Origin of the sequence: Planotetraspora kaengkrachanensis, assembly GCF_016862895.1 — a bacterium.
Lineage (GTDB): Bacteria > Actinomycetota > Actinomycetes > Streptosporangiales > Streptosporangiaceae > Planotetraspora > Planotetraspora kaengkrachanensis.
In genome coordinates, this window is record NZ_BONV01000001.1 from 79,565 (window position 1) to 91,571 (window position 12,007).

A 12,007-nucleotide genomic window follows, 5' to 3' on the forward strand; every position below is an offset into this window, starting at 1 on the left:
CAACCCCGACGAGTTCATCGCGGCCGTGAATGAGGCCGGCAAAAGCCACCTGCCGGCTCGGATGGGCATCGAGATCCTGGAGGCGAGCCCGGAGCGGGTCGTCGGCCGCATGCCCGTCGAGGGCAACACCCAGCCGTACGGCCTGCTGCACGGCGGGGCCTCGGTCGTGCTCGCCGAGACGCTGGGGTCCACAGGCGCCGCCCTGCACGCCGGGGAGGGCAGGATCGCGGTCGGCATCGAGATCAACGCCACGCATCACCGCTCCGCCACCTCCGGCCACGTGACCGGCGTCGCCACCCGGACGCACGGCGGGCGCACCCTCGCGACGTACGAGATCGAGATCACCGACGATGAGGGCCGGCGGATCTGCACCTCACGCCTCACCTGCATGCTGCGCGACGCCTGAGCGCCGGACGGGGCCGGCGACACGCCGAGTGCACACTGACATATCGCCGCAAAACGGATGAGCTTACGACTCTCTTTGCACGCGGCCCTCTCCGGTCGCTACCGTTGTGGCCCCAGAGCCCGTGGAAGACCGAGTAGACAACGTGCAGAGCCGGGGAAGCTCTGCACGGTCCCAAAGGTCAGCCACGGGCTCACTGTTATTTACGCAGCTGCCCAATAGCGGATCTCTCCGGCAAATCGGTTCTGACCTGGGAAGCCATTCTCACGCGAGTGACACACCATGGTCACCGATTGGTGACGAACAACCCCGAAACGGGCGACTCGGGCTTATGCTCCGCCACAACGTCGCCGACCCGAGGCGATTGTCGTGTGTCGGAATGGAGGGGCGACCCACCCCGCCATGACCCAATTAGAGGGAGCACCATTGCGCAGAGCCGTGATCGCGTTCACGGCCTTCCTGGGCGGACTCGTTCTTCTCCTCGCCTCCCCCGCATGGGCGGAAGGGGAGGCTCTGAAGGGCACACTCCAAAACCAAGGCCAGCCGGTGAACGGCGTCAAGATCAGCGTGGTGGCCGAGGACGGAAACCCCGTCGCCGCGGTCACCACCGGTGCCGACGGCACTTGGGAGGTCCCCGTCCCGAAGGCCGGCAAGTTCAAGGTCACCCTCGACCAGACGACTCTTCCCTCGGGGGTCGCCCTCAAGTTCAAGGACAAGGGCACACTCGACGTCCAGGTGTACGAGGGCAACCAGCGCAACGTGCTGTTCGCCCTGGTGCCCGCCGGGCAGCAAGGCAGTGGGAACACCTCCGGCGAGTCGGCCTCCTCCTTCTGGGACCGGGTCGCCCAACTGACCTTCGAGGGCTTCAACCTCGGCCTCATCATCGCGCTCGCGGCGATGGGCCTGTCCCTCGTCTTCGGCACCACCGGCCTGACGAACTTCGCCCATGGTGAGCTGCTCACCCTGGGGGCCATGGCGGCCTATCTGTTCAACGCCGTCATGGGCGTCCCGCTCATCCTGGCCGCGGTGATCGCGGTCGTCATCGGCGGCGGCCTCGGCTATCTGCAGGACCGCTTCTTCTGGGGACAGTTGCGCAAGCGCGGCAGCAGCCTCGTCGCGATGATGATCATCTCGATCGGCCTCGCACTGTTCCTGCGCTACGTCTTCCTGTTCCTCTTCGGCGGTGAGAGCAGGCCCTTCGCCGACTACAACGCCCAGCCGGGCGTCCAGGTCGGCCCGATCTCCGCGGCCCCCAAGAACTTCATCGCGATGGCCATCGAACTCGCCGTCCTGGTGATCGTCGGCCTGGCCCTGCTGAAGACCCGCACCGGCAAGGCGGCCCGCGCGGTCGCCGACAACCCGGCGCTCGCCGCGTCCTCCGGCATCAACGTCGAGCGCGTCATCCGGATCATCTGGACCGTCGGCGGCGCCATCGCCGCGCTCGCGGGCATCATGCTTGGCCTCGCCCAGAACATCAACTACCAGATGGGCTTCCAGATCCTGCTGCTCGTCTTCGCGGGCGTCACCCTCGGCGGCCTCGGCACCGCGTTCGGCGCACTGGTCGGCTCGCTCGTCGTCGGCCTGTTCATCCAGCTGTCCACCCTCGTGGTGCCGACCGAACTGAAGACCGTCGGCGCGCTGCTGGTGCTCATCCTCGTCATGCTCTTCCGGCCGCAGGGCATCCTCGGCCGCCGCGAGCGCATCGGCTGATCGGAGACCACACGTGGACTGGAACACCATCTTCATCACCACGGTCGAGGCCTCGATCGGCTGGCAGACCGTCGCCTACGCGCTCGCCGCGATCGGCATCAACATCCAGTTCGGCTACGCCGGACTGCTCAACTTCGGCCAGGCGGCCTTCCTCGGCGTCGCCGCGTACGGCCTGGCGGTCACCGTCTCGACCTTCCATCTGTCGTTCTGGCTCGGCATCGCGATCGGCCTGGTCGCCACGGTCATCCTGGCCTTCCTCCTGGGCATCCCCACCCTCCGGTTGCGCGCCGACTACCTCGCCATCGTGACCATCGCGGCGGCGGAGATCGTCCGGCTCGTCTTCCGGTCGGTCGCGTTCAAGGACGTCTTCGGCGGCTCAGACGGGCGGCAGAACTTCTCCGGCGACTTCTTCGCGATCAATCCCTATTCTCCAGGCACATACGGCATCGGCCCGATCAGCTTCGACGAGCGGACCACCTGGGTCCTGACGGTCGGTTGGATCCTGATCGCGCTCTCCTGCGCCCTGGTCTACCTGCTGATGAAGAGCCCGTGGGGCCGCGTCATGAAGGCCATCAGGGAGGACGAGGACGCCGTGCGCAGCCTCGGCAAGAACGTCTTCTCCTACAAGATGCAGGCGCTCGTCCTCGGCGGCGTCATCGGCTGCCTCGGTGGCTTCATCTTCGCCCTCAGCCAGGCGTCGGTTCAGCCGGACCTGTTCGGCACCGAGTTCACGTTCTACGCGTACACGATCGTGATCCTCGGCGGCGCGGCCCGCGTCTTCAGCCCCGTCGTCGGCGCCGCGATCTTCTGGGTGCTGCTGGTCTTCATCGGAAACACCCTGGACGAGGCGGCCAGGGCCGGAGCCTTCGGCTCATGGGTCACTGTGAGCCAGGTCGGCTCCGTGCGCTTCATGCTGGTCGGCCTCGGCCTGATGCTCCTGCTCATCTTCCGGCCCCAGGGCATCTTCGGCGACAAGAGGGAGATCGCGCTCGATGCACGCTGACACCACCGTGACCAGCAAGAAGGCCGCGGCGGTCGCGGCCTTCGCGGGACTCGACTCCGAGCCGGGCGTGGCCAAGCCCGACCCCATCCTGGTCATCGAGAAGGTCGTGCGCAGGTTCGGCGGCCTGACCGCGGTCGACGTCGACCACGTCGAGGTCCAGCGCGGCTCGATCACCGCGCTCATCGGGCCCAACGGAGCGGGGAAGACCACGTTCTTCAACCAGCTCACCGGGTTCGACACCGCGGACGAGGGCTCCTGGTCCTTCAACGGCAAGCAACTGAAGGGCGTCCCCGCCCACCGGGTGGCGCGCAGCGGCATGGTGCGCACCTTCCAGCTCACCAAGGCGCTGTCCAAGCTGACCGTCATGGAGAACATGCGGCTGGGGGCGCAGAACCAGCGCGGCGAGAACTTCTTCCGCGCCCTGATCCCCGGCAGCTGGCGCGGCCAGGAAGACGAGATCACCGAGCGCGCCGAGGAGCTCCTCGAGCGGTTCAAGCTCGCGGCCAAGCGGGACGACTTCGCCGGCTCCCTGTCGGGCGGCCAGCGCAAGCTCCTCGAGATGGCCCGGGCGCTCATGGTCGGTCCCGAACTCGTCATGCTCGACGAGCCCATGGCGGGCGTGAACCCGGCGCTGACCCAGTCCCTCCTCGGCCACGTCAAGGACCTGCGCGAGCAGGGCATGACCGTGCTCTTCGTCGAGCACGACATGGACATGGTGCGCGACATCAGCGACTGGGTCATCGTCATGGCGCAGGGCACGGTCATCGCCGAGGGCCCGCCGGACACGATCATGTCGGATAACCGGGTCATCGACGCCTACCTCGGCGCCCACCACGACGCGCCGATGTCGGTCGAGGAGGCCGAGGAGCAGCTGCAGGAGGCCGAGGCCGAGCTCGAGGCCGAGATCGAGGAGAAGGCATGAGCGAGCCAGAGCCGAACGCGGAGCGCGCGGAAGCCGGCGACGAGGCGGTGGCCGTACCGGCCCAGAGCGCCGCGGCGCAGGACGCCCCGGAGCCGGAGGAGGCGGCGGAGACCGCCGGTTCCTCGGCCGTCACCGACCGCTCCGACCACCTCGCCGGGGCGCAGGACGCCGTCCTGCGCGCCGACGAGCTGTACGCGGGCTACATCCCCGGCGTCAACATCCTCAACGGCGCCGACCTGTACGTGAAGAAGGGCGAGCTCATCGGCATCATCGGCCCCAACGGAGCCGGGAAGTCGACACTGCTCAAGTCCCTGTTCGGGCTGGTGAACGTCCGCACGGGCACGGTCACGCTGAACGGCGAGGACATCACCAACCTCAAGGCCCACTCGCTGGTTTCCCGGGGCGTCGGATACGTCCCGCAGACCAACAACGTGTTCCCCAGCCTCACCATCGAGGAGAACCTGGAGATGGGCGCCTTCCAGGTGCCCGGCAAGTTCAAGGAACGCTTCGAGTTCGTCTGCGAGATCTTCCCGGCCCTCAGGGAGCGGCGTAAGCAGCGGGCGGGGTCTCTGTCCGGCGGCGAGCGCCAGATGGTCGCCATGGGCCGGGCGCTCATGACCGAGCCGTCGGTGCTGCTGCTCGACGAGCCGTCGGCCGGCCTGTCGCCCAAGCTGCAGGACCTGGTCTTCATCCAGGCCCAGCAGATCAACAAGGCCGGTGTGACGATCATCATGGTGGAGCAGAACGCGCGCCGCTGTCTGCAGATCTGCCACCGGGGTTACGTCCTGGACCAGGGACGCAACGCCTACATGGCCACCGGTCGCGAACTGATCAACGACCCCAAGGTCATCCAGCTCTACCTCGGCACGCTGGCCCGCGCCTAGCATCGCCGTCACGAGGGGCCCCGGGCGGTTCGCCGCCCGGGGCCCTTCGCGCTCTCCGGGTACGGCACGGCCTCCGGCCACCGCCTTGTGACCTTTTGCCCGCGTGGCCGTGAAACACGGCGAGCACAATGGGCGGCATGACCCGATTCACATTGGGGTCGGCGCTGGCGGTCACGGCGCTCACGATCGCCCTGACCGCCTGCCAGAGCACCCCCCACGACGGTCAGGCGGCGAGATCCGCACCCCCTGCGGGCGGGGCCTCAACGGACGAGGCCGTCTACGTGACCGGCGCCCGGCCAGGCGACGACGCCTGCGCCCGGGTGGTCTCCGCCATCGGCTACCTCGAACTGTCCCTGCTTCCCGCGGGCCAGGAGGACGCCCAGCGTTACGACGGCGACGTGCGCGGCCGATTCGGCTACGTCCGCGGCACCCTCGCGATGTACGGCCCGCATCTCCCCGCTTCCCTGGCCGGGCCCGCCGCGACCATCGAGGAGGTCGGCACGCCGCTGTCCACGGCTGACACCGACCCCGCCAGGCGGCCCGCGCTGCTTCGCGAATACCGCGACGCCTCCCAGGTCATCACCTCGACCTGCCCGAAGCCCTGACCCGCCTGCCGTACGAACCGGGGCGGGACGGGCTCCGAGCGGAGCCGGGGCTCTGTGAGGCGCGGAGGCAGCCGTGAGAGGCGGAAGGGACCGCGGACACGCGAAAGGGCCCGGTCCTCGCGGACCGGGCCCCTCAGCGGCCTACAGCGGTGCGGTCGCCGGCGTCAGCCGTCGATCTTGCCGGTGTTGAAGGCGATGTTCTTGTTGGTGTTGTCGGCACCGTACTGGTAGATGCCGATGGTGGCCTCGGCCGGGTCACCCGCGGTGTTGAACTCGATCGGGCCGGAGACACCGTCGTAGTCGATGTCCTTGCCCGCCGCGAGCAGGTCGGCGCAGGACTTGAAGTCCTTGCACTTCTCGCCACCGGAGGAGACCTCGGTCAGCTTCGCCGCGATGTCCGCACCCGCGTCGCTCTTGGCCGCGGCCGCCGCGAGAGCGGTCAGGATCGTGGCGTCGTAGGACTCGGGACCGTAGTTGAAGTCCTTCAGGCTCGGGTCGGCCGTCATGAGCTTCGCCTTGAAGTCGTCGGAGACCTCGGCGCCGGGCTGGGTGCCCTTCGCGCCGTCCAGCGTGCCCTTGGGGAAGCCGTCCTTGCCCGTGCCGTAGTTGGACAGGTTGCCGTCGACGAAGTACCACTTCACCTTGTCGGCGGTCAGGCCCTGCTTGACGAGCTCAGGAACGATCTTCTTCGTCTCGTCGAAGCCGATCAGCGCGATGGCCTTGGGGTTGGCTTCCTTGATCTTCGCGACGTCAGCGGAGTAGTCGGCCGCCTTGGGGTCGTAGATGACCTTGGAGACGACCTGGCCGCCACCGCCCTCGACGGCCTTCTGGACGTTGTCCGCAAGGCCGGTGCCGTACGCGTCCTGGAGGGCGAGGATGCCCACGCTGTCGCTGCCGTCGGCGAGGATGAGGTCACCGAGCACGCGGCCCTGGAGCACGTCCGGCGGAGCCGTACGGAAGTACAGGCCCTTGTCGTTGTACGTCGTGAACTGGTCAGAGGTGTTGGCGGGCGAGATCTGCACCACACCGGCACCGGTGATCTTGTCGATGACCGACAGCGAAACCGAGGACGACGCCGCACCGACCACGACATCGGCGTTCTGCTGGAGCAGCTTGTCAACCGACTGCGAAGCGATGTTGGTCGACGTGTCACCCGAGTCGGTGTCGATCTCGACGGCCGGCTTGCCGAGGACGCCGCCGGCGGCGTTGATCTCCTGAACCGCCAGCTTGACACCCGCGAACTCCGGCGGACCGAGGAAGGCGAGCGAACCGGTCTGCGGCAGCAGCGTGCCGACGGTGAGAACGCCGTCTCCCTTGGCAGCGGCAGGCGCTGAGGAGGCGGGCGCCGAAGAGGTCGGCGCGGCGGTCTCCTCGCCACCGCCACAGGCCGTCAGGGCAAGGCTGGCGGCCGCGGCGACGGCCAGCACACGCCCAAGGGGGGCAATGCGGATCATGAAGCATCTCCTTCATCCAGGCCGGGAAACGGCAGCAACGCCCCGTCCCGATCGAATGGTGGAAACGTACATACCGCAAGGGGCCCCCGACCAGGCATGCGTCAGAACTGTCCACACTTGGTTGCGGAGTCGTAATAACTCCTCAACTTAGGAGGGGAACCTTTCTGACCAGGAGCCTGGTGCGCACTCTCTCCGCACATTTCGTCACATGCGTCTCAACAGGCACTGGAATCCCATTGAGCACCCGAATTAACTCGTGAGAAACGCGTTACGCGGGCGAATCGGACTCGCCTGCGCCGTCGTCGACCACCGCCTGGGCCACCTGGCGCATGCTCAGCCGGCGGTCCATGGACGCCTTCTGAATCCACCGGAACGCCTGCGGCTCGGTCCATCCGTGCCGGGTCATGAGCAGGCCCTTCGCCCGCTCGACCAATTTCCTGGTCTCCAATCGCTCGGAAAGCGTGGAGACCTCCTTCTCCAGCGCCGAGATCTCCTCGTGGCGGCTGACCGCCATCTCGATGGCCGGAACCAGGTCGCCCTTGGTGAACGGCTTGACGAGATAGGCCATGGCCCCCGCGTCCCTCGCCCGCTCGACGAGGTCGCGCTGCGAGAACGCGGTGAGGATGAGGCAGGGCGCGATCCGCTCGGAGACGATCCGCTCGGCGGCGGAGATCCCGTCGAGCACGGGCATCTTCACGTCGAGGATCACGAGGTCGGGCCGCAACTCCACGGCCAGCTTCACCGCGCTCTCCCCGTCGCCCGCCTCTCCGACGACGGCGTAGCCGTCCTCTTCGAGCATCTCCTTGAGGTCGAGACGGATCAGTGCCTCGTCTTCCGCGATCACCACTCGCCGCTGCGTACTCACGCACAAGAGGTTACCGATGTCCGCTACATTAGGACCACGCCAGGGGCCACGCGGCCGATCATCTCTCCGCTAAGCTCTATGACGACGGGTCCGGACAAGTCAGCACATGTCCGGATTGAAGCCCCGGTACCCCAATTGGCATGAGGGAGCGGATTCAAAACCCGTACAGTGTGGGTTCGAGTCCCACCCGGGGCACTTTCATTCACCGGCCGCGAGCAGCCGAACCGCGCACCGGCCGCGCACTCTCCGTCCGGCGGTCATCCCCTGCACGTTCAGGCGTACGGTCACCGTCCATCCACGTGATCAGGTGTCCGGCAGCAGCCGTACGGCGTCGAGGGCGAGGGACAACTCCACCGCGTCACGGGGGCGCGACGGCGAACGGCCGGTCATCTGCTCGATCCTGCGCACCCGGTTGAAGACCGTGTTCCGGTGGCAGTACAGCTCGCTCGCCACCCGGACCGCCGAGCCCTCGCACCGCAGCCAGGCCTCGAGGGTCGCGAGCAGCACCGCCCGCTCAGGTGAGGACAACACCGGCCCGAGCACGCCGCTCGCCAGCTGCCTGGCCAGCTCGGGCTGGCACACCACCAGCGCGGCGGGCAGCCGCCGGTCGAGCCTGGCGATCTCCGGCCGGGTGCCCGAGCAGGTCCGCATGGCGAGCTCGGCCATCCGCCGGGCGTTGCCGAGCTCCGCGAGTCCCTCGACGACGGGACTGATGCCGGCGATCCCGCACACGATGGGCCTGATGGCCTCGACGAGGTCGTCCAGCGACCTGTCCCCCATGAACACCACGGCCATCTCGTAGTCGGTGCGCATGCGCCACAGGAAGAGCAGACCGCCGATGATCTCGGGACGGTGGGACCGTTCGGGCAGCCGCGTTGTGACGACCGCATAGCGGCCGAACTCCGGGAGCTCCAGGGCGGCCGCCGCGACCTGCCCGACGGCCGTGTCCGCCCGGCCTTCCAGCAGGGCGTCCAGCATCGCGTGCACCCGTTCGTTCCCACGCCCGAGCAGCTCGTTCTCCCGCCGGCGGTAGGCGTCGGCGGCGGCCACGGCCTGCCGGTCGATGGCGTGCCACACGTGGGTGGCGCAGCGCAGCAGCGCGGGCAGCTTCTCGGGGTACTGGTCGCCCACGATGTCGATGAAGCCGTTCCAGGTGACCTGGGCGGCCAGCCGGTAGCTGCGCATGAGCGAGTCGAGCGGCAACCCGTGCTCCGCCCTCCTGCGGCCCACCGTCTGCGCGTACGCGACGTCGCGTCGTTCGTGCCTCGGCTGGAGGATCGCGGTGATGCCGACGCGCAGCCCCTCGTACGTGCTCTTCCAGTGGTCCTCGACGGGCACGTTGATCCGGTAGGCCTCGTCGTTCTCCCTGCCGCGCTTCACCAGCTCGTCGGTGAGCTCGGGGATGCGTTCAAGCAGGCAGGCGGCGGAGGTCCTCAGCAGTTCCCGGATCTCGGATTCCGTCCTGGACCTCATGGTTCCGAATGTGCCAGGACTTCGGGTCCGGAACAAGATTCGGTTCCCGATTCGTGACCGTGGATTGTGCTGTCGCACAAGTGCCGTGTCAAAGGCATGGGCTGAGGACCCGACTTGCCGGGCAGATCTGGACGCGGCTCGACGCGATGGGTTGTCTGTGCCTTCATCGGAGTCACAGGAGGGGTTGATGGCTGGTGAGGCAGGCCTGGAGATCACGGATCTGGCGGTGCACTACGGCCCCGTACGCGCGCTGAGAGGAGTTCGCGTCACAGTACCCCGCGGCGCGGTGGTGGCGGTGCTCGGCGCGAACGGCGCGGGCAAGTCCACGCTCCTTCGCGCCGTGTCGGGCACGCTCAGGTTCCACCGGGGCGGGGTGACCTCCGGCACGGTGTCCTTCGGCGGCTCGCGGCTGAACGGGTCGCCGGCGGCCGCGGTCGCACGCGGCGTCGTCCAGGTGCCGGAGGGCCGCCGGGTCTTCGCCCGGATGACGGTGGCCGAGAATCTGCGGGCCGGTGCGCTGGGCGTCCGCGATCGCGGGAAGGTCGCCGAGGCGCGCGACCGGGTCCACGCGCTGTTCCCGATCCTCGCCGAACGGCCGCACCAGAGAGCGGGCCTGCTGTCCGGCGGCGAGCAGCAGATGTTGTCGATCGGGCGGGCACTGATGGCGAACCCGTCGATGTTGCTGCTGGACGAGCCCACTCTCGGGCTGGCTCCGATGATGGCGGCCAGGATCGCGGCGACGATCAGGGAGATCAACGAACAGGGAACGTCCGTGCTGCTGGTGGAGCAGAACGCGGCGATGGCGCTGGGGCTGGCGTCACACGCGTACGTGCTGGAGGTGGGCGAGGTCGCCCTGTCCGGGCCGGCGGCGGAGCTGGCCGCCAGCGACGAGGTGCGCCGCCGGTATCTGGGTGTCGGCACGCCCGAGACAGACCGACCGGTTGGTATCGATGCGGAGGACGCCCCACCGGAGCTCACGCCCCGCCCGGTCCGGACGTTGCCGAGGTGGACGGCATGATCCCGGAGCTGGTTGTCAGCGACGTCACCGTCAGGTTCGCCGGGCTCGTCGCGCTCGACTCCGTGAGTTTCACGGTCAGGCCGGGCAGCACGCACGCGCTCATCGGGCCGAACGGCGCCGGCAAGTCGACGTGCTTCAACGTGCTGTCCGGCGTGTACCGGGCGACGTCGGGAAGCGTGCGGTTCGGCGACGCCGAGCTGACGGCGTCCCGGCCGCACCAGGTGGCGGCGCTCGGCGTTGCGCGCACGTTCCAGAACATCGCGTTGTTGCCGCGGCTCACCGTGCGGGACAACCTCATGCTCGGCCGTCACCGGCTGACCAGGAGCGGCTTCGTCTCGGCCGGGCTGCGGCTGCCGTCGGCGGGGCGCGAGGCCGCGCGGCACGGCGCGCGGGTGGAGGAGATCGCCGCGTTCGTCGGCATCGCAGAGGTGCTGCCCACCCCGGTTGGGCTCCTGCCGTACGGCACGCAGAAACGCGTCGAGCTCGCCCGGGCGCTGTGCATGGAGCCGCGGTTGCTGCTCCTCGACGAACCGGTCGCCGGCATGAACAGCGAGGAGCGCCGGGAGATGGCCGACCTGATCGTCTCCGTACGGGAGAGCCTCGGCATCTCGATCCTGCTCGTCGAACACGACATGGGGATGGTCATGCGGATCGCGGACTCGGTGACCGTCCTCGACTTCGGCAGGCGCATCGCGGACGGCGTGCCCGACGAGATCCAACGCGATCCCGAGGTGATCCGCGCCTACCTCGGCGACATCGAGGAGAGCGCCTCATGACCACCTTCCTGGAACTCCTCGCCAACGGGATCTCCGTCGGAGCCGTGTACGCGCTCATCGCGCTCGGGTTCGTCGTCATCTTCAAGGCGACCGAGGTGGTGAACTTCACGCACGCCTCGCTGCTGCTCGCCGGTGGCTTCCTCGTCGCGAAGCTGCATCCCGCGCTCGGCTTCTGGCTCGCGCTGGCGGCCGGGGTCGCGGGCGCCGCGCTGGTCGGCGCGCTGATCGAGTTCCTGATCATCAGGCGGGCGCGGGTCGGTTCGCACGGCGTCCTGGCGATCGTGACGATCGGCGTGGACATCCTGCTGACGACCGAGCTCACCCGGCAGATCGGAACCGACGTACTCGCGCTGGGGGATCCATGGCGGGACCAGGTCCTGCACCTGGGCCCCATCACGATCGCCGAGACGCGCGTGGTCGCCCTGGGGGTCGCCGCCGCCCTCATCACGGCGTTCCTCCTGGCGTTCAAGTTCACGGGGTGGGGCGTGGCCATGCGGGCCACCGCGGAGGACGCGGAGACCGCCGCCCTGATGGGCGTACGGCTCGGCCGGGTCTCACTCAGCGCCTGGGCCGTGGCGGGCGCCCTCGCCGCGATCGCCGCGCTGTTCCTGTGCGTCTTCCCCACTCCGGGCCTGGACCGCAGCACGACGGCAGCCGCGATGAAGGCGTTCCCCGCAGCGATCCTCGGCGGGCTGGACTCGACGACCGGCGCGCTGGCCGGCGGCCTGATCGTGGGCGTCACCGAGGCGCTGATGAGCGGATACCAGAGTCAGCTGGCCTTCCTCGGGCGGGGCATCGGCGACGCGGCCCCGTTCCTGGTGATGATCGCGATCCTGCTGTTCCGGCCCGCCGGGATCTTCGGCACGAAGGAGCTGGCCCGTGTCTAGGAGATCG

At 68.6% G+C, this 12,007-nt stretch carries 12 protein-coding genes and 1 tRNA gene; 10 read left to right on the forward strand and 3 right to left on the reverse strand.

Features of this window, described 5'->3' with window-relative positions:
• Positions 1-61 precede the first annotated feature (61 nt).
• From Pka01_RS00365 to Pka01_RS00390, 6 genes are all read left to right on the forward strand, one after another.
• Entirely contained in the window at positions 62-406 is a 345-nt protein-coding gene (locus Pka01_RS00365) for a PaaI family thioesterase (RefSeq protein WP_203880903.1), read from the forward strand.
• A 423-nt stretch (positions 407-829) separates the two neighbouring features.
• Positions 830-2,113 (forward strand): branched-chain amino acid ABC transporter permease, encoded by a 1,284-nt coding sequence (locus Pka01_RS00370; protein WP_239114599.1) that lies wholly within the window; start codon positions 830-832, stop codon positions 2,111-2,113.
• A 13-nt stretch (positions 2,114-2,126) separates the two neighbouring features.
• Positions 2,127-3,116 (forward strand): branched-chain amino acid ABC transporter permease, encoded by a 990-nt coding sequence (locus Pka01_RS00375; RefSeq protein ID WP_203880485.1) that lies wholly within the window; start codon positions 2,127-2,129, stop codon positions 3,114-3,116.
• Positions 3,106-4,038 (forward strand): ABC transporter ATP-binding protein, encoded by a 933-nt coding sequence (locus tag Pka01_RS00380; protein ID WP_203880486.1) that lies wholly within the window; start codon positions 3,106-3,108, stop codon positions 4,036-4,038. The genes Pka01_RS00375 and Pka01_RS00380 overlap by 11 nt, the downstream gene beginning before the upstream one ends.
• Complete coding sequence (locus Pka01_RS00385; RefSeq protein WP_203880487.1) at positions 4,035-4,922, forward strand: ABC transporter ATP-binding protein; 888 nt, start codon at positions 4,035-4,037, stop codon at positions 4,920-4,922. Before Pka01_RS00380 ends, Pka01_RS00385 begins: the two co-directional genes overlap by 4 nt.
• A 137-nt stretch (positions 4,923-5,059) precedes the next feature.
• Positions 5,060-5,527, forward strand: coding sequence for a hypothetical protein (locus Pka01_RS00390; RefSeq protein ID WP_203880488.1), 468 nt, complete (start codon positions 5,060-5,062; stop codon positions 5,525-5,527).
• 164 nt (positions 5,528-5,691) lie between these two features.
• Here the strand turns inward: Pka01_RS00390 and Pka01_RS00395 are convergent, their stop codons facing one another.
• Together Pka01_RS00395 and Pka01_RS00400 are read right to left on the reverse strand one after the other, a co-directional pair.
• Positions 5,692-6,981 carry an ABC transporter substrate-binding protein gene (locus tag Pka01_RS00395; protein WP_203880489.1) on the reverse strand — a complete coding sequence of 430 codons (1,290 nt, stop codon included), beginning with the start codon at positions 6,979-6,981 and terminating at the stop codon, positions 5,692-5,694.
• 268 nt (positions 6,982-7,249) lie between these two features.
• Positions 7,250-7,846, reverse strand: a complete 597-nt coding sequence (locus tag Pka01_RS00400) for an ANTAR domain-containing response regulator (RefSeq protein ID WP_275414412.1) — start codon at positions 7,844-7,846, stop codon at positions 7,250-7,252.
• 120 nt (positions 7,847-7,966) lie between these two features.
• Between Pka01_RS00400 and Pka01_RS00405 the strand changes: the two genes are divergently transcribed.
• Positions 7,967-8,041 (forward strand) — tRNA-Leu (locus Pka01_RS00405).
• Between the two features lie 108 nt (positions 8,042-8,149).
• On the opposite strand, the gene Pka01_RS00410 is transcribed toward Pka01_RS00405, so the two are convergent.
• Positions 8,150-9,319 carry a PucR family transcriptional regulator gene (locus Pka01_RS00410; RefSeq protein WP_203880490.1) on the reverse strand — a complete coding sequence of 390 codons (1,170 nt, stop codon included), beginning with the start codon at positions 9,317-9,319 and terminating at the stop codon, positions 8,150-8,152.
• Between the two features lie 187 nt (positions 9,320-9,506).
• Between Pka01_RS00410 and Pka01_RS00415 the strand changes: the two genes are divergently transcribed.
• Genes Pka01_RS00415 through Pka01_RS00425 form a run of 3 tightly spaced genes read left to right on the forward strand, consistent with a single transcriptional unit; the run spans position 9,507 to position 12,000 of the window.
• A complete protein-coding gene (locus Pka01_RS00415) occupies positions 9,507-10,337 on the forward strand; it encodes an ABC transporter ATP-binding protein (protein WP_203880491.1) in 831 nt (276 codons plus the stop codon).
• Positions 10,334-11,113 carry an ABC transporter ATP-binding protein gene (locus Pka01_RS00420; protein ID WP_203880492.1) on the forward strand — a complete coding sequence of 260 codons (780 nt, stop codon included), beginning with the start codon at positions 10,334-10,336 and terminating at the stop codon, positions 11,111-11,113. Before Pka01_RS00415 ends, Pka01_RS00420 begins: the two co-directional genes overlap by 4 nt.
• On the forward strand, positions 11,110-12,000 hold the full coding sequence (locus tag Pka01_RS00425; RefSeq protein WP_203880493.1) for a branched-chain amino acid ABC transporter permease: 891 nt from the start codon (positions 11,110-11,112) through the stop codon (positions 11,998-12,000). The genes Pka01_RS00420 and Pka01_RS00425 overlap by 4 nt, the downstream gene beginning before the upstream one ends.
• The last annotated feature ends 7 nt before the right edge of the window (positions 12,001-12,007 follow it).